Genomic DNA, 23,001 nt, shown 5'->3' with positions numbered 1-23,001 from the left:
TTTTTATGAATAAAAAACTAAAAGAATATAATTGTAATTCTACTGTTTACTCACAAGTCTCTCTATCCATGATTATTATCTCATTTAAAGCGAATTTCTTAGTGTAACTTTAAAAGGGATCTTAATATGTTCAACAGAGTTGGTAAGCAATAATTCGGCAGCTTTTTCTCCCATCATTTTAAAATCAGTTGAAATTGTGGTGATTCCATCCATGATAATATTCTTAATAGGAGTCTCATTATAGCTGATTACCCCAATATCTTTCCCAATCTGTAGGTTGTCTTCAATGATTTTCTCAATTAAGATTACCAGATCATCCTCAGCAAGATTGATGTATACTGCTCCCGGTTCAATTTTGTGTTTATGAAGTCCATTAAGTATTTCATTTTTTTTATAATTGTACTTCTGACAAAAATGGAGAAACCCTAATAAAATTTTCTTAGAGTAATAAGTATTTTTGGGGAAAATCAGCTTTAGTGTATCATACCCGGATAACCTGTCTGTCAGTTGTTCAAGTGCAGAGAATATATCTTCTTCAAAATCTTCATATACCGCTCCAAACTCACCAGTCAGCCCTTCTGCAAGTTTGTCCATCAATATCAGTTTCTCCTTAGCTATCGTATCGATCAGCTTATAGCCCATTTCTCTATTTTCATAAAAATGGGGGATGATCACGCATTTAGCATAGTGATCAATCTTTTCCTGAATTAGTCTCTTAAAAACATTAAAATCATTATTGTAGATGTAAAAATCAATCGCAGCTTCATTCCCAAGCGTTTCAGCAAAAGCATCATAGATAATTTTCTTATGTATGCTTAGCTTATTAAAAAGCAGTAATACCCTGACTGGTCTCTGAAATTGAGTATGGACAATAAAGAAACCTTTTTTTCCCAAACAGATTGTACCAGTCCCATTTTCTTAAGCTCATTGTAAGCCCTTTCTATTGTACTTCTTGCGGTTTCCAGGGCGTAACTAAACTCATTGATGGAGGGGAGCACATCATTCTTTTTTATTTGCCCCGATTGAATTCCCTGGAGGATTGAATTGATCAGCTGCAAATACTTGGGGGTAATAGAGTACGCATCAATCCTTGTAATTTTAAGGATGTTGTTCATGTTTAATGACAATTCTTTAGACTAATAAATTTACAGAAATAGAACCCCTCTCAGAAATTTAGAAAATAATTTCTCTTTAGAGAGATGTAGGGCTTCCCGCAGTTACGCCAGTTGTTTCCCAGTATTCAAAATTATCTAAAAATTATAATACACTAGTAATCAGCAGTGCAAGGAGCTAATTCATTCCGATTAACTGCTCGTGCTTTTTCGCAAAAACCAGTAGATGATTAATCCTTTAAGCAATATCAGTGTCTTAACCATATAGGTTAAAAAAAAAAATCAATTTAAAACACACAGACATGAAAACATTCAGAAATCTCATGCTACTCACAGTAGTAGCATCATTATTGAGTTCCTGTATCGTACAGGACCGCGGTGGTTACAGACATCATAGACGTGATCGTTACTGGCACAGGGGCTACTAAATTTAGCTAACCATTCGGCCTAAAAGCTGATAACTAATTAGCTATCCAGCCAGGCAGCTATGCAGTTATCCAGTTATCCAATCGGCCATTAACTAACCACCATCCCCAACGTGGAAGACCCGTTGGATCATGTAAGAAACACAACATGCTATGTTCCGGCATCAGTACCCTGAAGGGGGACGTAGCCGGAACATAGCATGTTGTGTTTTTTTTTATTTTCAGACGGTGCTGTAACCTTTTACCTCTTAAGTCATCTTAAAGACATATCCTTTTAAAGATGAAAAAATTAACCATAGGTATTTTGGCTTGCATGTTAAGTCTATTTACAATTTCTGCAGTAACCGCACAAACCAGTATCATGCAGGTAAACTTAGCGGTAAAGTCTTTGACGAAAAACATATCAATCAATCATATGTATCAGTAAGTCTGTTAGCTGCCAAAGATTCAACATTAATCAAAGGCTCTATTACAGATGATAATGGAACTTATCTTTTTGAACGCTTACCAGAAGGACAATATCTTGTTGCCTTTAACATGATCGGTTATGCCAGAGTCTTTAAAGGCCCGTATGTAATTAGCCCATCAAATAAAAACTATAACATAGACAACGTAGAATTAGTCCCAACCTCTAAACAGTTGAACAGTGTCAACATCGTTGCCCGCAAACCTTTGATAGAAAGACAAATCGATAAAACAGTACTGAATGTAGAAAACAGTGTTTTAGCCGCAGGTAATACCGCTCTGGAAATACTTGAAAAAGCACCAGGCGTAAGCGTTGATAAAGATGGAAATGTGAGTCTGAGAGGAAAAACAGGCGTAACAGTTATGCTCGATGGTAAACCTACTATCTTTCTTTCAATGAACAATTAGCGAATCTGTTACGCTCTACAGAAGGTAATGCTATACAATCTATTGAGTTAATTACCAATCCTTCTGCTAAATACGATGCTGCCGGAAACTCAGGGATTATTAATATTAAATTGAAAAAAAAAAAAACTACGGTACTAACGGATCAGTAACAGCAGGAGTAGGGTATGGCAAATATTTTAAAACCAATGATGGGTTCTCACTTAACCACAGAGAGAAAAAATTCAATGCATTTGGAGAGCTTAACTATGGGAAAAACAAAAGGTTTCATGATCTGAATATCGACCGTGTGAATAATACAGCTACAGATCAAACCTTTTTCAGACAGACAAGTACGCAGGTAGGCAAAAGAGAAAATTATAATTATAAAGCAGGCATTGATTATTTTTTCAATGATAAAAAAACTATTGGCGTAGCAGTTAACGGATATAGAAGTACAGGAGATAATAATGATACAAAGGTTTTAACGCTAATAGGAAGTCAGCCATTGCCATTGAAAACAGATTCATCAGTTATGGCGAGTAATCCTAGTCAGTATAAATATTCGGGTATAACTTATAATATGAATTATAAAGGTACTATTGATACTTTAGGTCAGGAAATATCTGCTGATGCTGATTATTCAAGATATACAGGGTTACAAAATTCCGAATATAATAATACCTATTTAAATGCTGCGGGACAGCCTTCCAGAGATCCTTATATATTTAAAAACAGGACACCTTCGCTTGTTAAAATATTAGCAGGAAAGGTTGATTATACTTTACCCATTAATAAAAAGATGAAGTTAGAAACAGGATTGAAGAGTAGTAAAGTCAGTACAGATAATGTTTCTTCTTTTGAAAACTTCCTGAACAATAACTGGCAGAGCGATCTTACCCGTAGTGATCATTTTATCTATGATGAAAATATAAACGCAGGTTATATTAATCTGAACCGTGAATTTACAGGATTAACTGTGCAATTGGGGTTAAGGGCCGAACAAACTAACTCCAAAAAGAAAAATTCTGTACCTAAGCAACAAATTTCTGACCGTCATTATTTTGACCTGTTTCCTAGTGTTTTTGTGAATCGCGTGCTTTCCAAAAACCATGAAGTAGGTTTCTCTTACAGCAGAAGAATTGACCGTCCTGATTATGAAGATTTAAATCCATTCGTTTATTTTGTGGATTTGTATACCTATAGTATGGGAAATCCATATTTGAATCCACAATACACAAATTCATTTGAGATTTCCTATTCGTATAAAAAAACTATAAATGCTACGCTTGGATACAGTCACACTAACGATGCTATTTCAAGAGTATTGGTATCTGATACGCTTAAAAAAACACTGTTTATATCCTCACAAAATCTTGCGCAGAAAAAGTCCTATAGTCTAAATATCAATGCACCCTTAACTATATTTAAATGGTGGACAACCAATAATAACCTGACAGTTTTCTACAATGAATTTAGCACACCAAATCTTTTGGGTGTGCCTTATAAAGGAGGAAAAACTGCTTTCAATTTTAATAGTAACCAGACAATTACACTTAATGGTACAACCAATTTTGAGTTATCAGGTTTTTATCGCTCAGCTCAGGTAGATGGAACCTTGTCTGTGAAGCCAATCTATGGGATTGATTTAGGAATTAGTAAATCATTTATGGAGAAAAAGCTGAGTATAAAGTTAGCTGCCAATGATGTGTTTAACTTACAGAAATTCCGTATTACCAGTGCTATTCCTTCCCAGATTTATTCAGTCAATGAGAAAAGTGAAACCAGGGTTTTCCGTTTAACTTGCAGCTACAGATTTGGAAGCTCTTCTATTAAAGGTGCTCGTCAGCGTTCTAAAGGGTCTTCTGAAGAAGAAAACCGTGTTAAATCAGGAGGATAGGCTTAGCGCTGTTCTCCTGTAAATTATAAAGGTAATCCGATTTCAGCCTTTGCCTGTGAAATGACCAGTGAGCTATGCACATTACCTACATTTTCAAGCGGGGCAATTTTTTGACGCAGCAAGCATTATAAGCATGCATATCAGGAATGATAATTTTTAACATAAAATCATATTTTCCAGTGATATGATAACATTCCAGAACTTCAGCGTAGGAAATTACAGTTTTCTGGAAGGACGCTAATGCATCCTCACCATGGCTGGTCAAAGCAATTTGTGGAAATGCAATCAGGCATGTTGTTATTTTTTCTCTGTCCAGTACAGCAACATACTTTTTAATATAACCCATTTCTTCCAATCGTTTCCTCCGGTCAAAAATCGGAGAAATTGTTCTGTTCAGATGATGCGCAAGTTCTTTATTGGTTAGTCTTCCATTTTCCTGCAGAAGATTTAATATTCCCAAATCAGTAGGGTCTAAATGCGAATTCATATATCGAATTATTTGGCTTAGTGTAATTTTGTTACCATGTTGATGATTAGCCAAATATAAAGTATTTCATGATTGAATAGGTGATAACTAATGTAAAAATATATACTTAGGAATGGGATAGTGTATCTTCTATCAAAAATTATAGGTTGATAAAACGATTTTAAATAGCTTAAACTTCCCCTTTGGCTGATGATTTCGTGACCAAAATTTTTCTGCATTATGTGCTGCAACTCGCTTAAGATATTTATATAGGATGAGGATAGATTCAGTCAGATCATTCTGAATATTTCATTCTTCCTGTTATAATCTGAAATTGACTGCCAGAGTGATCCTGTTTTCTTAAATCGGGTTTCCATGTCGGATCGATCGCGTTGTTACTGAAACCTGTCTGTGAGGCAGTGCCACCAGGACCTGCAAAATAAGGTACATTAGATTTTCTGAAACCATATTCCAGCCTGAAAGTCATAAAATCATTTGGCATATAATCTAATGTAGAAGAAAGTTGTGTAATCCTGAGATTATTCCAATACTAGCCTGGTTTAAGGAGAATTCATTTGTACGATCCATAGAGGCCGATATTGTTTGCGTATTGTCTTTTGGCCGGGCAAAATTATAACAAAGCCATTATTTAAAGCAATTGATTGTTTATTGATAGTTAATGCTGTATTTTAATCAGATACCTTAAATTCTGACTGGCGAAACCATTCCATTTTGGAAGGTTTTTTATTAAAATAGCAGGGTAGGTATATAATCAGCACAAATCCTGATATAGCCGGGATCTGTGCTGAGTTTTAATCAATTAATTAAGGCTGGTTCCACCATACAGGTGTTAACAATCTTGTTTTTTCGGAATTATCACCTACATTTTTTGGATTTCTTGTGGCCTCATTGGTCTCATAAACCATCGCCTGAATCCACGGATCACTATCATTTGATGAAAAGATAGTCGTATTGATATTAAGTGGTTTTTTAAGACTTGGTCCATAGATGTCTTTGCTATAATCCATTCTGCGCATGTCTACCCACGTTTCATTATTTAAACATTGCGTAATATACTTTTGACGGAAAATATGGCTCAGGCCCTGTGTCATATTTGCAAAATGTGAGGCAAGGCCATCATTAAGCTGTGCTGTCCAGTAAGCCGTAATATCTGCTGCAGTCACACCCAGTTTTCTCATATTAGCTTTAACACCCAGTTCGTAATCAGTTAAAGCCCCGGCTGTATTTCCAGAGCGTAATTTAGCTTCAGCTTCAATCAGTTTTACTTCAGAGTAAGTAATAAAAGGAAAGGGTGAAGTTGTATTGGTATAATATCCGCTTTTGCTGAAAGTACCATAGTCTGTAACAGCAGTTTTAGTTGCATCACCATTAGATCCATCAGCTAATATACCTTGTCCGCCAGTTAAAGCGCCACCAGACCTTAGCCCTCTGTACTTTCCATCAGATGCTGCCGGAAGCATAATCTTTGTTATGCGAGGGTCCTGATAGGTGCTGTTTGTAACCGGGAAGCTGGTCAGCATGTTCACAAAGAACTGGCTCCAGGTAAAGTACCGCGGATCTGTAGTGCTGGTAAAACCACCCCAGCTTGACCAAGGACTTTCATCAGTTTGCAATGCACCTGCGATATAATCGATTGTGCATCCATTCCATCAGCATTAAAAGAATTCTCACAAGCCTCTATAATTTTTGCTGGATTATAAAGCGCAGTTTTTTTAGTTAAATGATTCAGGTAACGGGCTTTCAGGGCATAAGCAAAACGTTTCCATTTACTCACATCCCCCTGGTACATAATATCTCCATTTTTCGAATTTAAAGCGGCTGTTTTATTTGTTCCGTCAAAAGCTATAATGGCTTCATCCAATAAATTTTGAATGCGCTGATAAGCCGTTTGCTGATCATTAAATGCCGGAACAAGATTGATTCCTGATACCCCGTTATAAAAATCATCGATTACAATTGACCCATATTGATCAGTTAACATGCCCAGATTCAAAGCAAGCAGGGTTTTTCCAGCTCCGGTAAAATGTGGGTTCCCTTCAGATTCACCTAAGTTAATTAAGTCAACACAATTTGGCATCGTATATACATAAGCATTTTGCCAGAAAAAATAAGCAGCTGTATAGCGCCATTGTCAGCATTTCTATTCGTTCCTGTGTTTAATTGTGTGGCTCCGTATTGTACTAAACCAGCAATTTCTCTAGATCCACGCCACATGGAGGCACCGCTGGTTGTAGTTATAGCACCTACCAAACGGTTTGCAGCAGAAACTGATGTTGGGTTATTTGGATCTGTATTTACATCCAGATATTTTTTGCAGGACGTATTTAGCGTTAAAGCAGCAAGGCTTAAGATGGATAAAATCTTTATATGTAATGTCTTCATAATTGATAAATATTAAAATGATAATCTCAGACCTAAATCAAACCCTCTTGTTGCAGGGATACCCAGGTTATCAAACCCAAATGATCCAGAACCGTTAACACCCGCTCCGCTGCCGGAAACTTCGGGGTCTACACCAGAATACTTGGTGATCAGGATTAAATTGCGTCCGGTTACAGATACCTGCAGGTTGGATAATCCGATTCTTTTAAGCGTTGTTTTTGGGAAATTGTAACTGACCGTCGCATAGCGCAGACGATACCAGCTGCCGTCTTCAACAAAATCATAACCCTGTTTAGCATATAATGTCTGATAATAATTCTGATCTAGTTTGATACTTTTCGTATTTGGAAGCCCAGTAGATTCTATGATCCCATCAAAAACTTTGGTACCTCTGTCGAGAGTTTTCGTGCTGTTACCTGAATAAACCATCGAATTTTCTGTGTTGTTAAAAATATCACCACCTCGTCTGATGTCAATCATAAAAGATAAAGACAGGTTCTTATAAGTGAAAGTATTGGTTATTCCGGCTGTGAAATCTGGATTTCTATCTCCAATTACAGTCAATGCAGGAGCTATTTGTGGTGCACCATTATTATCTAATAATAACTTTCCATCGCTATTGGTTTTCCATACGGTACCGTTTATGCCAAACAAGGAGCCATTCAGAAATGCCGCTGCCTGTGCGACATTTGTTGCTCCAGCAGCTACCCACGCATCAGATAATTCTATTCTGTCCAATTCGCGCCGGGTAATGATTTTACTGTTGATTTATTCTTTGCAAAGTTGAAATCTATTGACCATTTGAAATCTTTATGGGCAATAGCCTGGACATTTAATATAGCTTCAACTCCTTTACTATTGATAGATCCCCCATTTAAATAAGCCAGAAATGCACCAGACGAAGGAGTTGTTCGTGTCGCAAGAATCTGATTATCTGAAGTTGAATTATAGTAGGTCACATCAAGACCGATTCTGCTTTTGAAAAACCTGATATCTGTACCAATTTCAAAGGAGTTGGTAAACTCAGGCTCAAGCAGAGGATTTCCATAATACGCACCTGAGTTTATAATGAATCCTCTGGGATTTATGGTAGAACTATTGGTTGTTGTCCCCAATGTTGTCGCTAATACATATGGGGGAGCATCTTTACCAACCCTGGCCCATGAAGCCCTGAATTTTCCAAACGAAAAGATCTTATCATCAGATTTAAACCCCATTTCTTTTAAGATTTCAGAAAATAGGATCGAGGTGCTGATTGCCGGGTAAAAGAAAGACTGTGCCTCTTTTCGTACTGTAGATGACCAGTCATTTCGTCGCGGAAATTTAGAAAAACAAGATTGTTATAATCTAAATTCAAATCTGCAAAAACACCCATTATTCTCCTTCTTGAAATATTGTTTATACTTGTTCTGGTGTTGGGCAAAGTATTGTTTAACGAAGTAAATGTCGGGTCAATAAATCCTAATCCTGTTGTAGTTACCCCCTCATATGAGGTTGATTCAAGATTGTGTCCAAGCGTAAGGCTGGTATTGAAGTCATTCCAGAAAGTTTTCTTTCCCGTAACAAGCAGGGTAGAAGTCGTGATCTGATTGGTTGAAGCTACCTCCGAGATGGCCCCTTTTTCTTCACCAACAACATTTGTTCCTGCGCCACGGATACTTTTGAATTTCTCATTATAGAAATCCGTTCCTAAGCGGTAAGTTACATTCAGGAAAGAAAATGGGTCATAGACGATGTTTCCATTCGCAATAATCCTGTTCACTTTATCTGTAATAGGCTTATAATTACGGCTCCAGTATGGATTATCTATTCCAGTAAGTGTCCGCTGACTGCCATCTGGATTTAAATAAATACTCATATTATCGCTTGTAGGCCAGAGTGCAGCCCCCATTACCCCGTTTCCACTCCCTTGCAGCACATATTTTCGATCGGATTCTACATAGTTTATTGTTCCGCCAACTTTTAATTTATCTGATATTCTGCTATCACCACTTAGTCTGAATGATTTACGTGTATAGCTGGTGTTTTCTACAATTCCTTTCTGATTCAATAAACCAGCGGAAGCAAAAATTGTAGTTTTTTCATTACCGCCACTTGCTGAAACATCATGTGTTTGTGAGAATCCATTTTTAAAGAAATCACCAAGGTTATTAAAGGTGTTTTCTCCGGGATTCAATACTGTGCCCCATGAACCGGTAGCTACTGCATTGGATACACCCTGTTCTCCTTGTTTATAAGTAGATTGAAGAAGTTCGGTAATTTATTTACATGATCAAAAGAGAAATTATTTGAGTAACTGATTTTTCCTGCACCGGAAGCCCCTTTTTTAGTCGTAATTACAATTGCGCCTGATGCCGCACGTAAGCCATATAATCCGGCAGCTGAGGGGCCTTTCAGGACTGTAATACTTTCGATATCCTCTGGATTAATATCTATTGCTCTGTTTGATGCCGGTGCAGCACTTGCGATTAATCCACCCTGTGAAACTGGGGTACTGTTGTCAATTGGAATACCATCGACAACAAAAAGAGGTTGGTTGTTTCCACTCAAAGAAGATCCACCACGAATATTGATACTTGCAGAAGAGCCTGGAGCACCACTTGAATTATTGATTTGTACACCTGCGACTTTTCCTTGCAGGGCATTTACTAGATTCGGCTGATTAGATTCAATAATCTCTTTTGCCTTTACATTTTGTGTCGCATAACCAAGACCGCGCACCTGCTGTTTTACGCCAAAAGCGGTTACGGCAACCTCATTTAGCCCTTTTGAATCTTCTTTCAAACTAATGTTCAAGGTTGATGCAGTTCCGACAACTTGCTCCTTATTCATTGAACCAATAAAAGAGAATACCAGTATTTGCCCCTGTTTTGCTTTAATCGTATAATTTCCTTCGGAATTAGTCATTACACCAGAAGAAGTCCCTTTAATTTTGACAGTTACTCCGGGAAGCGGTAATCCGTCTTCTACTGAAGTGACTTTTCCGTTTATTGTTTTTTCCTGTGCCACAGCATGTGTGGAAAAGAGTAAAACAGTAATCAGGAATAAGAGTAGATTTTTTTTCATTTCTTATTGATTTAGGTTGATTATTAGGTTAATATCTACGTAAAATAAGAAAAATACATTTGCTGTGCTGTAAAATAGTTGGTCGTGAATATCTTTTTTTTTGGTCTTGAATCCTGCTGACATACTGTTGTCACAAGGCACTATTACCTTTATGTAAACAAAAAGAAAAACCATGACACAAGAAAAATAACTGTGTTGAAACAGCAGAGTCACCCCTTATAGATTTAATGAAAAACTATGTGAATTATAACCTTTGGGCAAATACAACACTGGTTAACTGGCTTAGAACGAAAGCCGCGGAGGTAGTCGTGCAGGAAGTTCCATCAAGCTTTCCAAGTATAAAATTGACACTAGCACATATGCAGGCAACTGAAGAATACTGGCTTTGTATTCTGAATAAAAGTGCCTGGGAAATGACTGAAAAAGCTACTCAGACTCTTGAAGATGTTTATACAGGTTTTTTGGAAGGGTCTGCTGCACTGGCAGATTATATTAATGAAATGGGAAATGATAATTTACTGGATACCACGCTTATTGTAAGTCCCTGGTTTGAATGTGATTTTCAAAACTTTAATTATGTGATGCAGGTAGTGAACCACAGTACTTATCATCGGGGACAGATAATTACAATAGGCCGTAACCTTGGTTTTACCGATGCGCCAATGACTGATTATAATTTTTATAACATCCATGGCATGGCAAATGATAATAACCGTCGCACAGATAAGCCATTTGTGCGACGGTTATTATTGCTTTAATATTCTACAAACACTTCATCAGGATAACACCATAACCAGCGTTCGCCTGGTTCTGCAGAGGAAATTACAGGATGTTTGGTTGTATGATAATGTTTAGTCATGTGCTTTTGAGGTGAATCATCACAGCAGAGTGTCAGGCCGCAGGTCTGGCAGGTGCGTAAGTGCATCCATTCAGTATTGTGTTTAATACATTCTTCGCAAACATAATCTTTACTTGATTTGACATCTTTGATAGCAGTAATATGGCTGCAAACCTCTTGTTCATCCATTTCCTTGTTGTTTATGTTATTATAAAGTTAGATTATTTATAATATAATCTTGCACTCTTGAACATACGTCCGCTATCATTAGAGAAGTTCGTTTTACTATGAACAATCCTGCGGTTATTGAGTATCAGAAGATCTCCTTCATTAAGCGTGTATTGTTCACCAATTTATTGATATTGATAAGTTGCTCCAGTTTTTTGAGTACATCTTTAGCAATATGTAATAATGTGGTTGTGTTAATATTTTCACCGTTATACCGAAGCTGATAATTGTCTTCATGTTTGGTGAGTACAGCTGCTTTACCAGAACTAAATTCGAATATGGGGGTACTGAGAATATCTATATCTATTTCTGATAGCTGAGCCAATATCTTATCCACGTTGCATAACACTGCCCGGCCTTTCTCTGTAGTATCCGAATTAAGACATAAATGTGCTATTACATCATGTATATAGGAGTCTTCGCTGGATATATCAAAATATTGTTCAGTAATTGGAGAGCCTACCTCATCACATATTTTTTTAAAAATGTCCATTGAGCTGGTAGGTGTATTTTTAATAATACATCCGAAATTGTCTTTATTTAAATTTTTAGATAGTGAAGTAGAAATAGCAGATATATGGTCATACTGCAACTTTTCATTTTGAAGGTCAATTATGTACATGATAGATGATGTTTTTAACAGGTGTAGATTGGAAGATGAAATTTGTTTAGGTAGCCCTTAAGTTTTTAATCTTCTCTTTGTGGGTTATTTAAATACTTAATAGTTATTTGTTGGTCTTTCTGTGCAAGATTAATTACTATTTTTTGATATTCCAAAAATATTTCACCTATTAGTGAATAAAATACATATTGATCATGACTGAGGGTTTAAGCATAATTATTTAATCATCCTTTTGAAAAGAAAAGAAAGGTTTGTTGAATACGCCGGAAAGCGTCTGGAGTCAAATACAAGATTGGTATACTGGATTGAAACAGAAGGGGGGGACGGGAGTGGAATATGATGAAAGTAGTGATAAAAGCAGAGGGTACAACCTCCGCTTTATGAGTCTTTCTTTTGTTTTTTAGCCTCAGCGTAGCTCCATTCTACAACTTGTTTAAGGCTTTTAATTATTCTCTCCTGGCCTTTCTGTTCATTAATATCAATACCACAAAAAGTACTGCCATTTGATTTTTGATTTTGCATGTAATACAAGGTAATAGATACCTCCAATTAGCAGGGCCTGGATTGCTCTTATATCTACAGTTGTATCTTCAAACTGTGGATCTGTTAGTTTAAAAAGTTCATTTCCTAAAGTTTCTCTGGCATCAGCAATTTCACGCATCAGCTCATTTTTCTCACTGATTTCCCATAGGATGACCTTTTGCATTTCTTCGGCCTGGAGAAAAAAGTTAAACTGATCAACCAGAATTTTACTGGCGAGGTCTTTTCCAAAGTTGCCTTTATGCTCTTCGATAAGTAGTTGTATACCGTCCGTAAAAGTTTCCCAATAGTCTTTCTGCCTGACATACGCTTCCACAAGCTTGTCAACGCTTTCAAAATAAAGATAAATAAGTTTTTTGTCAGCCCTGGCTTTATTGGCAATATTATTCACTCCCAGCCCTTTATAACCCTCGGTCCTTATGATTTCGCCAACCGCATTAAGTAATTTAAGCCGGGTTTTTTCTTTATTCCTTATCGGTCCTTCGGTTACTTTTCTGGCCATTTTATACTCCTTCTCCAACAATATCAAGTTTTTGGTTTACATATTCAAACGCATTCAGGGCTTTATCCAGCTGTTCCTTTGTATGAGTTGCCATCAGGCTCATACGTATTCTGGCATCTTTTTTTGCTACAGCAGGATATAATATTGGGTTAGTATAAATACCGGCCTTAAGTAATAACTTGCCGGCATCACCTGTTTTGTGTGCGTCACCGATTTTAACGGGTACGATTGCAGATGCAGTTGTACCTATATCCATGCCCATGTCAATCAGGCCTTTCTTAAAATAATTGATGTTTTCCCAAAGTTTTAACTGCCATTGTGGCTCTTCATCAATTAATTCAATTGCTTTAATAATTCCAGCTGCTGCCGGTGTACTGGTCGCTGAGAAAATCTGTTGCCTGGACTGGAATTTTAGAAAGTTAATCAATTTGGGATTTGCAATAACGTAACCTCCAATATTTGCAAATGTTTTTACTGAAAGTTCCGGAAATAAGGTCTACCGAATGTAACAGGTCACATAGCTCTAATGCCCCTCTTCCAGTTGCTCCTAAAACGCCAATTCCGTGTGCATCATCTACCATAATGTAAGCACCATAAGATCTTGCCAGTTCGATAATCTTTTTCAAAGGAGCGAGATCTCCGTCCTGAGAATAGACACCATCAATAATTACCAGCTTAGTTCTGTACTTATCCTTAGCATCCCTCAATATTCGTTCCAGAGACTCAGTATGGTTGTGAAGGAAGGTTTTAGTATTAGTTAATATGCAGCCTTCGTATACACTGGTATGAACAGCCATGTCAACTATTGCCAGGTCTTCTTTTTGAAGCAAACTCATTAATGTAGCACTATTAGCGGTGTATCCGGTAGTATAGATAATGGATGAATCTTTACTACGCTTGAAAAAGCTTGCGATTTTCTCTTCCAGAACTTCATGATAAGAGAAATGTCCACCAATTAATGGAGATGCGCCGGCTCCGGTACCAAATTCCAATATGCCTTGCATGGCAGCTGCTTTTACTTTTGGGTGTTGCGTAAATCCCAGATAGTCATTCGATACAAAACTTACATAGTCATAGCCATTCTGATGCATGGATGTTTTTACACGCATTTCGGGGCCGCAGCCAGAGAAATTTTGCAACCGGTAATTCATATGGCCGTTATCCTTCATATACTGTAGGAAATCGCCAAAAACCTCTGCTCTGTCATATATATCATGACCTTCGATATTCTCAAAATTTTTAAATGTGGCGGTTGCAAAATCCATTTTCAGGGTTGTTTTAGAAAGAGATATGGGCGAAAATAATACAGCGCAATTGTAGTAAATGTTGTCTGTTTTTGCAAATTAATTTCATTTAATGAATAAAATATCTTGTGTATTTGTTTTTTAAATTAAAAAAAGAATTTATTTGCTTCTTGACTTTGCTTATTTACCTATTTCGTATTGCTATGGTGTTGAAATAGAGTGAAAACCATTTATTGGGGGAATATTAAAATTTGGTTTTCAACTCTCTGAGGCTATATTTGCAAAGTGAAAAAGGCATGTTTATACGTACTGTTTCCAATACTATTTTTGAATACTTCTTTTTCCGAAGTGTTCAAACTGCCTCACCTTGTCTCACATTTTCAGCAGCATCATCAACTCAATAAGGAGGTTGGAATTATCAAATTCTTATCAATGCATTATTTTGGTGAAGATTTAAATGATAATGATGACGAAGATGATATGAAATTGCCATTCAAAAAGATCAGCAGTCAGGGACACATTTCGCAAGCTATTGCTTCTTCAAAACCCGTTCTGTTAAAACAACAATATTTCTTTCTTCTGGTTGCTTCATGTAAACCGGAATATAACTGGTTATCTAACCCTGCGCTGGATGATTTATTCAGACCTCCAAGAGTTTAACATTCTTTATTGAAATTTTTTAATTACTGTATGGACAATCATGTCTTTATATAGCTTATGTATTATTATTTTTTTTTATAATTGAATTTATGCTGAATCTGATTATTGGCTTTTCTATAAAGAATAAGCTGATCATTGGTCTCTTTGTGCTCGCGCTGATTGGCTGGGGTACCTATGAGGTCACAAAATTACCTATAGATGCACTTCCTGATATTACTGATAACCAGGTTCAGGTCATTACCGTTTCACCTTCACTTGGAGCACCTGATATTGAAAGACTAATTACCTTTCCAATTGAACAAGCCTGTAGTAGTATCTCCGGGCTTAAACAAATCAGGAGTTTCTCCCGTTTTGGACTTTCACTGGTTACCATTGTTTTTAGTGAAGAAACAGATGTTTACTGGGCCCGCCAGCAGATCAGTGAAAAATTACAACAGGTTCAGCAGGAGATTCCTGCGGGAGTAGGATCACCACAGATGGCCCCTGTTTCTACTGGTTTGGGAGAGATTTACCAATATGTAGTCAGGCCCTTAAAGGGATATGAATCTCAATACGATGCGACAGAACTCCGTACTTCAAGACTGGATTGTACGTCGTCAGCTGTTGGGAACACCCGGAGTGGCAGAGGTTTCAAGTTTCGGCGGCAAGCTCAAGCAATATGAGATAGCAGTTCGTCAGGATCAGTTGAAGGCTCATAAAATTACTATTGCTGATGTATTTGATGCTTTGGAGAAAAACAATGAAAATACGGGTGGTGCTTATATTGAGAAAGGGCCAACTGTTCTATATATCAGAAGTGAGGGCTTAACAACTACACCGGAAGATATTCAGCAAATTGTCGTGAAAACATTAGAGAATGGTACTCCTTTGCTGATGAAAGATGTCGCTACTGTTCAATATGGTTCTGCAATCAGGTACGGTGCGATGACTTATAATGATAAAGGTGAGGTCGCTGGTGCTGTGGTCATGATGCTGAAAGGTGAAAACTCATCTGTAGTGGTCAAAAGAGTTAAGGATAAGATTATCGAAATACAAAAGATGCTGCCTAAAGGGGTCGTTATTGAACCCTTTCTCGATCGTACCAAGATGGTGGATAATGCTATTCATACCGTAGAATCCAATTTGCTGGAAGGAGCGTTGATTGTGATATTTGTTTTAGTCTTCTTTTTGGGCAACCTGAGAGCAGGACTGATTGTATCCTCAGTTATTCCTCTTTCGATGTTGTTCGCCATTATTCTGATGAACAAATTTGGTGTGGGGGGGAACCTGATGTCATTGGGAGCTATAGATTTTGGGTTGATTGTAGATGGGTCGGTAATTGTCGTGGAAGCTATATTACACCGGTTTGTACACTCCAAACAATTTAGAAAAGCCGGACACATCACTCAGGACGAGATGGATAAGGAAGTCGGGAAATCTACAGGCTCAATGATTAAATCTGCTGTTTTTAGCCAGATCATTATCCTGATTGTTTACCTGCCTATTTTATCTCTGGAAGGAATTGAAGGAAAGATGTTTAAACCAATGGCATTCACAATTGCCTTTGCCATACTCGGTGCATTTATTTTATCAATTACTTACGTTCCGATGATGTCGGCGTTATGTCTCAGCAAAAATCTGAAGCACGAGAAAAATATCACAGATAAACTGATGGCCTGGCTGGAAAGAAGATATCAGCCGCTGCTGAGTAAAGTATTGCATTTCCCTAAAGCTATTATCCTGATCACCTTATTCATGTTTGTGGTCTCTGTATTTATTCTGACCAGGATGGGAGGAGAATTCATTCCACAGTTGGAAGAAGGAGATTTTGCTGTTGAAACCAGGTTACTGACCGGGAGCAATTTAAATAACACTATTGAAACTACTCAAAAAGCCTCTAAAATTCTTCTGAACGAATTTCCTGAGGTACAAAAGATAGTAACTAAAATAGGAAGTGCCGAAATTCCTACAGATCCGATGCCTTTTGAAGCAGGTGATATGATGGTTATTCTGAAAGATAAAAAAGAATGGACTTCTGCAAAGTCATTTCCAGAATTGAGTGCAAAAATGACGAAGGCTTTAGAGGTTGTTCCAGGATTACAGTAGGATTCCAGTTCCCGGTTCAAATGCGTTTTAATGAGCTGATGACTGGTGCCAGACAAGATGTAGTTTGTAAGATCTTTGGAGAAGACCTTGATTCTCTTGCCAGTTATGCGCACCGGCTGGCGGGAATTATTCAAACGGTAAAGGGCGCAATTAATATTTATGAAGAGAAAGTAAATGGTATGCCCCAGGTGGTTGTGAAATACAATAGAGAGGGGATGGCCAAATACGGATTGAATGTGAGTGATGTAAACCGGGTGGTGAATACTGCCTTTGCGGGCCAGATAGCCGGACAGGTTTATGAAGGAGAAAAACGATTTGACATGGTGGTCAGATTAGAAGGAGAATCGCGTAAAAACATTGCTGATATCCGTAATTTGATGATTCCAACAAAAATAGGTGGCCAGATACCTTTATCGCTTGTTGCATCAGTTGATGAAGTAGAAGGCGTGAATCAGATTCAGCGGGAAGATACCAAACGAAGGATTATTATTGGGTTTAATATCAAGGACAGAGATGTGCAATCAATAGTTGAGGAGTTGCAGCAAAAAGTTGATCGTGAACTTAATTTGAATAAAGGGTATACCATACAATATGGAGGTTCATTCGAAAATATGACAGCTGCGAAAGCAAGATTAAGTATTGTTGTTCCAATTGCTCTTTTGTTGATTTTCCTGCTCTTGTATTTTGCATTTAGTTCCGTTAAACAAGGACTGTTAATATATACGGCAATTCCTTTATCAGCGATTGGTGGGATTCTGGCACTTTGGGCACGTGATCTTCCTTTTAGTATTTCCGCTGGAGTAGGTTTCATCGCTCTATTTGGTGTAGCAGTCTTAAATGGAATCCTTTTAGTCACTGAATTTAACAGGTTAAAAAAAGAGGGCTGGACAGATGTTAAACGTATTGTTATACATGCTACAAAATCAAAACTCAGAGCTGTTTTGATGACTGCACTTGTTCCTTCACTCGGATTTATTCCAATGGCTATATTAGTACAGGTGCTGGTGGCGCTGTACAAAAACCCCTTGCTACCGTAGTTATTGGTGGTTTAATTGTTTCTACTTTATTAACACTATTTGTATTACCAATGCTTTACATACTTTTTGAAAAAGGGTTCAAATATTTCAGACCACAAAAAAGAATAGTGGCTGTTACCCTGATTTTACTCTTTGTTTGTCTTCACTCAACCGCTCAATCTGCCGCTCAGGAAAAAATACATCTGCCAGCGGCGATAGACAGTGCATTGAAAAATAAATAACGGAGCCTGAGGGTTTCGACGATTCAAACCGACTACCATCGTCAATTAAAGAAAAGCAGTTTTGATGTTCAGAAAACGAATGCTGGATTTGAGTTTGGCAAGTTCAACAGTCTGCAAAATGATAACAGGTTTTCAATTTCTCAAAGCATTGATTTTCCGACTGTTTATACACGGCAGTCTGCTATAAATAAAATAAATTTCCAGATCAGTGAAACGAATCTTTTGCAGCATCAGCTGGATACGAAAACAAGAGTTAAATCTACTTATCACGGATTATTAGTATTGGAAAACAAGCGTAAATTATTGTTGCAGGCAGATAGTATTTATAGTGGATTTCTTGAAAAGGCAGAACAAAGATTTAGCTCTGGTGATGTGGATGCGCTCGAACTCGCCACTGCCAGAAATCAGCGTTCGCAAATCTCCAATCAACTGGAAGTTTTAAAAACAGATTATGAAGTATTATTGAACCGTTTCAATGTGCTGCTGAATAGTAAGCATAAAATGTTTCCGGAAGCTGATAGTGTGGTATACAAAATTCAGGTCTTCCCCGGAGCTGATCAGACAGTTAATAATCCTTTGTTAAAATTACAAGAGCAACAACTGCAGTTGTCCCAACAGCAATATAAGCTGGAAAAAAGCAAATTGATGCCCTCTTTAAATTTAGGATATAGCAACACGAGTATTGTTGGATGGCAGACCATGAGCTCAGGTTCAGAGTCTTATTTTGATAAAGGGAAACGGTTTCTCTTCGGTTAATGCAGGTGTGGGTATTCCTGTGTTTTTTGGTGCCCAGCGTGCTAAAATTAAGGCTTCAACTGTGTTGATCAGGCAGCGGGAAGAGGAACTCTCGGTATCTAAACAAGAATTGGAGGCTGGGTTGAATGAAGCATTGAAAATTTATACTCAGAATAGCAGGCTGATCAAATCTTATCAAACTTCTATTTTACCAAATGCATCAAAGATTATTACGATCACTACAGATAAGCTGAATGCAGGGGAAATTGGTTACCTGGATTGGGTGATCTTAATTAACCAATCCATTCAGATACGCAGTGAATACTTCAATACTGTTCAGCAGTTGAATGAAACTGCTTTTGAAATTGAAAGAATAAGTGCCGTTAACTAAGTTTAAAAAGATTAAAATGAAACATGCAATAATATTACTATCCGCTCTGATTATTTTATTTTCAGCTTGTACCAATGAGCAAAAGGCCGAAAAACCGGTCGTAAAGAAACAGTCAAATGCATCGAAAACGCAAGAAGACTATGTTCAGCTATTACCAGAGCAGATTAAAAATTCGGGAATTGAGATTGGGGCTTTCGAAAAAAGGGAAATGCACACTACGCTAAAAGTGAATGGTGTAATCGATGTACCGCCAGAAAATATTGTCTCTATAAGCATTCCATTAGGAGGGTATATCAAAAGAATGGCATTAATTCCTGGGATGAGGGTTGGAAAAGGGAGTATTCTGGCTACAGTAGAAGATCAGCAGTACATTCAGTTACAACAGGATTATCTGACAGCAAAAAGCAAATTGAAGTTTGTTGAAGCAGATTATAATCGTCAGAAGGGTTTAAATGCGACAAAGGCGACTAGTGATAAACTTTTTCAACAATCAGAAAGCGAATTTAGCAATCAGAAAATTCTTCTTCGCTCACTAGCCGAAAAGATCAGGTTAACAGGTCTGAATCCAGCTGTATTAAATGAGAACAATATTTCCCGTGCAATTAATATTTATGCACCTATTAGTGGATATGTAACTAAAGTGAATGTGAATAAAGGTAAATATGTGAGCTCTTCGGATGTTTTATTTGAGTTAATCAATCCAGGTGCTTTACATGTAAATCTGACTGTGTTTGAAAACGATGCTTCTAAATTGAAAGAGGGGCAAAAGATTCTCTGTACAACAAACAAGCATCCAGAGAAGAAGTACCTGGCTATTATTCACCTGATCACGCCAAATATAGGTGAAGACCGTACGACAAGTGTACATTGTGATTTGAAAGATTATGATAAAGATTTACTGCCGGGAACTTTTGTGAATGCAGTGATTGAATTAAGTAATTCCAGTGTTACAGCAGTTCCGGAATCAGCAGTCGTGAAATGGGAGAATAAGGATTATATTTTCTCTGCAGAAGGGAGCAATAAATTTAAGATGGTAAAGGTAGAAACAGGAGTGATTAACAATGGATTTGTAGAAATTAAATCGGTATTGGATGTTAAATCGATCGTTATAAAAAATGCTTATGCAATTTTAATGAAGATGAAGAATAGTGAAGAGGAGGGATAAATGAAGATTTTCGCCTTATATTTACTCCGAAAGGCTATCTGATTTTGATAGCTTTAATAAGATTAGAACAGAATAAATGAGCGCTCTTCAACAAGTCCTTTCCAAAAAAACAGATAAAGAATTATTGTTTTATATTAATAATATTGATAAACATACTGATGAGGCTGTACGGCTGGCACTTGCCGAATTGCAAAAGAGAAATGTTGAATTATCTGAGAATATAGAACAGGATATCAAAGGGAAAATCAATGAGAGAGTAATACAGGGCTTAGAAGGAAATAAAGTAGTCTGGACTAATGATGCTGAAGAATATCTTGAGAGGCCCCTGCATATTATTCCCAAACAGCCGTTTATGCTTTTTCAATCTTATTTTCTGTTCTATTTGGTGCATTTATGTTAGCATCGAACTGTAGAACAGCAGGAAGAAGAAGTTGGCCAGTGATTGTATTTGGTATTCTATTTCTGCCTGCTTTCTTTTATTTTAGAATTTATGCATTTGGACAAGATGGGCTATGGATATATAGCCAACACAGCGGTAACTTTTGTTATGTATGAATTGTTTTGGAACAGGGATCTGGATAGAAATGTTAAATACAGAACTAAACCGATATTGGGACCGCTAATTATTGGAATAATCATAGCTGTTCTCTTTTTCATAAGGATAGTCATACTTAATTATAAATAATACCACAAAATTGAATAAATCAAAAACCTATTTTAACTGGAGTACAGGAAAAGATTCTGCTCTTGCACTGTATGATCTGATGCAGGATGAAAATTATAGTGTAGAACATTTACTTACTTCAGTTAATGCAACGCATAATCGCGTCAGTATGCATGGTTTAAGAAGAGAGTTGCTTACACTGCAATTAAATGCCCTTGACTTACCTCACAGTACTATTGAATTGCCAGAACAACCATCAATGCAGGAATACGAAATGCTGATGGAGAAAGAAGTTCCCGCTTACATCGACAAGGATTTACACACGCTGCCTTTGGTGATATTTTTTTAGAAGATCTTAGGAAATACAGGGAAGAGCAACTATCCGCTTTGCATATAAAATCTGTTTTTCCACTTTGGAAAAGAGATACAAAGGAACTCTTAACTGAATTCATTGATCTTGGTTTTAAATCTATTCTTGTTTGCATTAAAGCAGATTTGCTTGATCCTGAATTTGCAGGAAGAATTATTGACTCAGATTTCATCAAAGATTTACCTCCCAATGTAGATATCTGCGGAGAAAATGGGGAGTTTCATACCTTTTGTTTTGATGGCCCTATCTTCAAAAATCCAATCCTTTTTGAAGTAGGTGAAAGGGTTTACAGGGAATATCAATCTCCTAAAACGGATACTGATTCCTGTTCAGCCGGACCAGTAAAAAACAATAGCGGGTTTTGGTTTTGCGATTTATTACCATTGAATAATAGCTAGTTCTTTCTTTCTGAAAATAACGGTATTTTTAACTCATAGTCTTGATCTGGATTTTATATGAACCGAAAATATTTTATTTCTTCTCTGGTTACTTCAGGAGCAGTATTGTCGACATTAGATGGCTGGGCTAATCTTTCAGAAGAAGATACGGGTAAGATTAAGATCCCTCCATATTTAAATCCTGGTGATACCATAGGAATTACCAGTCCGGCAGGGCCAATTACCTTAGAAAAAAAAATCAGCCTGCTGTTCAGTTAATGGAGAGTTGGGGATTTAAAACAGAGATCGGTCTGGCTATAGGGAAAAAGGATTTTACTTATGGTGGAACGGATGAAGAAAGAAGGGCAGATTTGCAGAAAATGCTGGATAATCCGGCTATAAAAGCAATTATGTGTGCCAGAGGTGGCTATGGTTTAATCCGGATTATTGACCAGCTAAATTTTAGTCAATTTGTTAAACATCCTAAATGGTTAATCGGGTTTAGTGATGTTACAGTACTTCACTGCCATATAAATCAGAATTTTGGGTGTTGCAACGATACATTCTAAGATGTGTAATAGCTTTCCGGACGACTGGACTAAAGCACAGCCGGTACAGATATCTACGATCTTATCAATCAGACAGGCATTAACTGGTCAGGATCTTAAATATACGGCTCCGGTTGCCTTATCAAACCGGTCCGGCAGGGGAGAAGGTACACTGGTTGGAGGTAACTTAAGTATCATAGCTAACCTTTCGGGGACGAAATCAGACTTGAATACAAATGGTAAGATCTTGTTCTTAGAAGATACCGGAGAATATTTATATAGTCTTGACCGGATGTTCTGGAATTTAAAACGCACAGGTAAATTAGCTCATCTTGCGGGATTAGTAATAGGTGGATTTAGCATAAAACCGGATGATCCTGGTGAAGAATTTGGCAAATCAATCTATGAAATTGTGATGGAGAAGGTAAGCGAATATGATTATCCTGTTTGCTTCGATTTTCCTGTTGGTCATCAGAAAGATAATTTTGCCTTGAAGTGCGAGCAGGCATATTCTTGAAGTAGGTACTGAAGGCAGTACGCTGAGGTCATTGAA

Annotated in this window: 31 protein-coding genes and 1 pseudogene; 16 read left to right on the top strand and 16 right to left on the bottom strand. The window is 37.3% G+C overall.

Annotation, left to right across the window (positions count from 1 at the left end):
- Positions 1 to 84 precede the first annotated feature (84 nt).
- Complete coding sequence (locus ACWYN3_RS17245) at positions 85 to 894, bottom strand: substrate-binding domain-containing protein (protein ID WP_456222236.1); 810 nt, start codon at positions 892 to 894, stop codon at positions 85 to 87.
- Positions 816 to 1,115: a GntR family transcriptional regulator gene (locus ACWYN3_RS17240; RefSeq protein WP_456222235.1), complete on the bottom strand. Its 300-nt coding sequence runs from the start codon at positions 1,113 to 1,115 to the stop codon at positions 816 to 818. Before ACWYN3_RS17240 ends, ACWYN3_RS17245 begins: the two co-directional genes overlap by 79 nt.
- A gap of 299 nt (positions 1,116 to 1,414) precedes the next feature.
- Between ACWYN3_RS17240 and ACWYN3_RS17235 the strand changes: the two genes are divergently transcribed.
- The 3 genes from ACWYN3_RS17235 (at position 1,415) to ACWYN3_RS17225 (ending at position 4,286) form a co-directional block, all read left to right on the top strand.
- Entirely contained in the window at positions 1,415 to 1,540 is a 126-nt protein-coding gene (locus ACWYN3_RS17235; RefSeq protein ID WP_456222234.1) for a hypothetical protein, read from the top strand.
- Positions 1,541 to 1,846: 306 nt separating this feature from the next.
- Complete coding sequence (locus ACWYN3_RS17230; protein ID WP_456222233.1) at positions 1,847 to 2,410, top strand: carboxypeptidase regulatory-like domain-containing protein; 564 nt, start codon at positions 1,847 to 1,849, stop codon at positions 2,408 to 2,410.
- Positions 2,411 to 2,696: 286 nt separating this feature from the next.
- The gene (locus ACWYN3_RS17225; protein WP_456222232.1) at positions 2,697 to 4,286 is read left to right on the top strand and encodes an outer membrane beta-barrel family protein; all 1,590 of its coding nucleotides are present in this window, start codon (positions 2,697 to 2,699) and stop codon (positions 4,284 to 4,286) included.
- Positions 4,287 to 4,371: 85 nt separating this feature from the next.
- Here the strand turns inward: ACWYN3_RS17225 and ACWYN3_RS17220 are convergent, their stop codons facing one another.
- The 9 genes from ACWYN3_RS17220 to ACWYN3_RS17180 all read right to left on the bottom strand — a co-directional run bounded on the left by ACWYN3_RS17220 (position 4,372) and on the right by ACWYN3_RS17180 (position 10,221).
- Entirely contained in the window at positions 4,372 to 4,773 is a 402-nt protein-coding gene (locus ACWYN3_RS17220; protein WP_456222231.1) for an Lrp/AsnC family transcriptional regulator, read from the bottom strand.
- A 274-nt stretch (positions 4,774 to 5,047) separates the two neighbouring features.
- Positions 5,048 to 5,254, bottom strand: a complete 207-nt coding sequence (locus ACWYN3_RS17215; RefSeq protein ID WP_456222230.1) for a hypothetical protein — start codon at positions 5,252 to 5,254, stop codon at positions 5,048 to 5,050.
- Between the two features lie 322 nt (positions 5,255 to 5,576).
- Positions 5,577 to 6,386, bottom strand: a complete 810-nt coding sequence (locus ACWYN3_RS17210) for a SusD/RagB family nutrient-binding outer membrane lipoprotein (RefSeq protein WP_456222229.1) — start codon at positions 6,384 to 6,386, stop codon at positions 5,577 to 5,579.
- Entirely contained in the window at positions 6,296 to 6,850 is a 555-nt protein-coding gene (locus tag ACWYN3_RS17205; protein WP_456222228.1) for a SusD/RagB family nutrient-binding outer membrane lipoprotein, read from the bottom strand. The genes ACWYN3_RS17210 and ACWYN3_RS17205 overlap by 91 nt, the downstream gene beginning before the upstream one ends.
- Positions 6,829 to 7,155 (bottom strand): hypothetical protein, encoded by a 327-nt coding sequence (locus ACWYN3_RS17200; RefSeq protein WP_456222227.1) that lies wholly within the window; start codon positions 7,153 to 7,155, stop codon positions 6,829 to 6,831. The genes ACWYN3_RS17205 and ACWYN3_RS17200 overlap by 22 nt, the downstream gene beginning before the upstream one ends.
- 12 nt (positions 7,156 to 7,167) lie before the next feature.
- Positions 7,168 to 7,893 (bottom strand): hypothetical protein, encoded by a 726-nt coding sequence (locus ACWYN3_RS17195; RefSeq protein ID WP_456222226.1) that lies wholly within the window; start codon positions 7,891 to 7,893, stop codon positions 7,168 to 7,170.
- A complete protein-coding gene (locus ACWYN3_RS17190) occupies positions 7,881 to 8,372 on the bottom strand; it encodes a TonB-dependent receptor domain-containing protein (RefSeq protein ID WP_456222225.1) in 492 nt (163 codons plus the stop codon). Before ACWYN3_RS17190 ends, ACWYN3_RS17195 begins: the two co-directional genes overlap by 13 nt.
- Positions 8,373 to 8,377: 5 nt before the next feature.
- Complete coding sequence (locus tag ACWYN3_RS17185; RefSeq protein ID WP_456222224.1) at positions 8,378 to 9,331, bottom strand: hypothetical protein; 954 nt, start codon at positions 9,329 to 9,331, stop codon at positions 8,378 to 8,380.
- Positions 9,332 to 9,354: 23 nt separating this feature from the next.
- Positions 9,355 to 10,221 (bottom strand): TonB-dependent receptor plug domain-containing protein, encoded by an 867-nt coding sequence (locus ACWYN3_RS17180; protein ID WP_456222223.1) that lies wholly within the window; start codon positions 10,219 to 10,221, stop codon positions 9,355 to 9,357.
- A gap of 227 nt (positions 10,222 to 10,448) precedes the next feature.
- On the opposite strand from ACWYN3_RS17180, the gene ACWYN3_RS17175 reads away from it, so the two are divergent.
- Positions 10,449 to 10,979 carry a DinB family protein gene (locus ACWYN3_RS17175; protein ID WP_456222222.1) on the top strand — a complete coding sequence of 177 codons (531 nt, stop codon included), beginning with the start codon at positions 10,449 to 10,451 and terminating at the stop codon, positions 10,977 to 10,979.
- Here the strand turns inward: ACWYN3_RS17175 and ACWYN3_RS17170 are convergent.
- From ACWYN3_RS17170 to ACWYN3_RS17150, 5 genes are all read right to left on the bottom strand, one after another.
- Positions 10,976 to 11,248, bottom strand: a complete 273-nt coding sequence (locus ACWYN3_RS17170; protein WP_456222221.1) for a UBP-type zinc finger domain-containing protein — start codon at positions 11,246 to 11,248, stop codon at positions 10,976 to 10,978. The two genes, ACWYN3_RS17175 and ACWYN3_RS17170, sit on opposite strands and share 4 nt — an antisense overlap.
- 124 nt (positions 11,249 to 11,372) lie before the next feature.
- Entirely contained in the window at positions 11,373 to 11,909 is a 537-nt protein-coding gene (locus ACWYN3_RS17165; protein ID WP_456222220.1) for a hypothetical protein, read from the bottom strand.
- 478 nt (positions 11,910 to 12,387) lie between these two features.
- Positions 12,388 to 12,951, bottom strand: coding sequence for a TetR/AcrR family transcriptional regulator (locus ACWYN3_RS17160; RefSeq protein WP_456222219.1), 564 nt, complete (start codon positions 12,949 to 12,951; stop codon positions 12,388 to 12,390).
- 1 nt (position 12,952) lies between these two features.
- Positions 12,953 to 13,378, bottom strand: coding sequence for an aminotransferase class I/II-fold pyridoxal phosphate-dependent enzyme (locus ACWYN3_RS17155; RefSeq protein WP_456222218.1), 426 nt, complete (start codon positions 13,376 to 13,378; stop codon positions 12,953 to 12,955).
- Entirely contained in the window at positions 13,371 to 14,216 is an 846-nt protein-coding gene (locus tag ACWYN3_RS17150) for an aminotransferase class I/II-fold pyridoxal phosphate-dependent enzyme (RefSeq protein WP_456222217.1), read from the bottom strand. The genes ACWYN3_RS17155 and ACWYN3_RS17150 overlap by 8 nt, the downstream gene beginning before the upstream one ends.
- Positions 14,217 to 14,543: 327 nt before the next feature.
- Between ACWYN3_RS17150 and ACWYN3_RS17145 the strand changes: the two genes are divergently transcribed.
- The 12 genes and pseudogenes from ACWYN3_RS17145 to ACWYN3_RS17090 all read left to right on the top strand — a co-directional run bounded on the left by ACWYN3_RS17145 (position 14,544) and on the right by ACWYN3_RS17090 (position 22,965).
- Positions 14,544 to 14,855, top strand: coding sequence for a hypothetical protein (locus ACWYN3_RS17145; protein WP_456222216.1), 312 nt, complete (start codon positions 14,544 to 14,546; stop codon positions 14,853 to 14,855).
- Between the two features lie 89 nt (positions 14,856 to 14,944).
- Positions 14,945 to 17,977: pseudogene (locus ACWYN3_RS17140) on the top strand (efflux RND transporter permease subunit).
- A 50-nt stretch (positions 17,978 to 18,027) separates the two neighbouring features.
- The gene (locus ACWYN3_RS17135; protein ID WP_456222215.1) at positions 18,028 to 18,198 is read left to right on the top strand and encodes a hypothetical protein; all 171 of its coding nucleotides are present in this window, start codon (positions 18,028 to 18,030) and stop codon (positions 18,196 to 18,198) included.
- Between the two features lie 6 nt (positions 18,199 to 18,204).
- On the top strand, positions 18,205 to 18,954 hold the full coding sequence (locus tag ACWYN3_RS17130; RefSeq protein ID WP_456223056.1) for a TolC family protein: 750 nt from the start codon (positions 18,205 to 18,207) through the stop codon (positions 18,952 to 18,954).
- Entirely contained in the window at positions 18,923 to 19,324 is a 402-nt protein-coding gene (locus ACWYN3_RS17125; protein ID WP_456222214.1) for a TolC family protein, read from the top strand. The genes ACWYN3_RS17130 and ACWYN3_RS17125 overlap by 32 nt, the downstream gene beginning before the upstream one ends.
- A 16-nt stretch (positions 19,325 to 19,340) precedes the next feature.
- On the top strand, positions 19,341 to 20,489 hold the full coding sequence (locus tag ACWYN3_RS17120; RefSeq protein WP_456222213.1) for an efflux RND transporter periplasmic adaptor subunit: 1,149 nt from the start codon (positions 19,341 to 19,343) through the stop codon (positions 20,487 to 20,489).
- 76 nt (positions 20,490 to 20,565) lie between these two features.
- Positions 20,566 to 20,889: a hypothetical protein gene (locus tag ACWYN3_RS17115; protein ID WP_456222212.1), complete on the top strand. Its 324-nt coding sequence runs from the start codon at positions 20,566 to 20,568 to the stop codon at positions 20,887 to 20,889.
- Between the two features lie 295 nt (positions 20,890 to 21,184).
- Positions 21,185 to 21,502, top strand: a complete 318-nt coding sequence (locus tag ACWYN3_RS17110) for a Dph6-related ATP pyrophosphatase (protein ID WP_456222211.1) — start codon at positions 21,185 to 21,187, stop codon at positions 21,500 to 21,502.
- Positions 21,394 to 21,921 (top strand): Dph6-related ATP pyrophosphatase, encoded by a 528-nt coding sequence (locus ACWYN3_RS17105; RefSeq protein WP_456223055.1) that lies wholly within the window; start codon positions 21,394 to 21,396, stop codon positions 21,919 to 21,921. Before ACWYN3_RS17110 ends, ACWYN3_RS17105 begins: the two co-directional genes overlap by 109 nt.
- A 57-nt stretch (positions 21,922 to 21,978) precedes the next feature.
- The gene (locus ACWYN3_RS17100) at positions 21,979 to 22,179 is read left to right on the top strand and encodes a hypothetical protein (RefSeq protein WP_456222210.1); all 201 of its coding nucleotides are present in this window, start codon (positions 21,979 to 21,981) and stop codon (positions 22,177 to 22,179) included.
- Positions 22,179 to 22,469 carry an LD-carboxypeptidase gene (locus tag ACWYN3_RS17095; protein WP_456222209.1) on the top strand — a complete coding sequence of 97 codons (291 nt, stop codon included), beginning with the start codon at positions 22,179 to 22,181 and terminating at the stop codon, positions 22,467 to 22,469. Before ACWYN3_RS17100 ends, ACWYN3_RS17095 begins: the two co-directional genes overlap by 1 nt.
- A gap of 1 nt (position 22,470) precedes the next feature.
- Complete coding sequence (locus ACWYN3_RS17090; protein WP_456222208.1) at positions 22,471 to 22,965, top strand: hypothetical protein; 495 nt, start codon at positions 22,471 to 22,473, stop codon at positions 22,963 to 22,965.
- The last annotated feature ends 36 nt before the right edge of the window (positions 22,966 to 23,001 follow it).

It is taken from the genome of Pedobacter sp. NJ-S-72 (assembly GCF_053890575.1).
The sequence above is the reverse complement of the archived record's forward strand: the minus strand, read 5'-3'. Positions and strand labels throughout refer to the sequence as shown.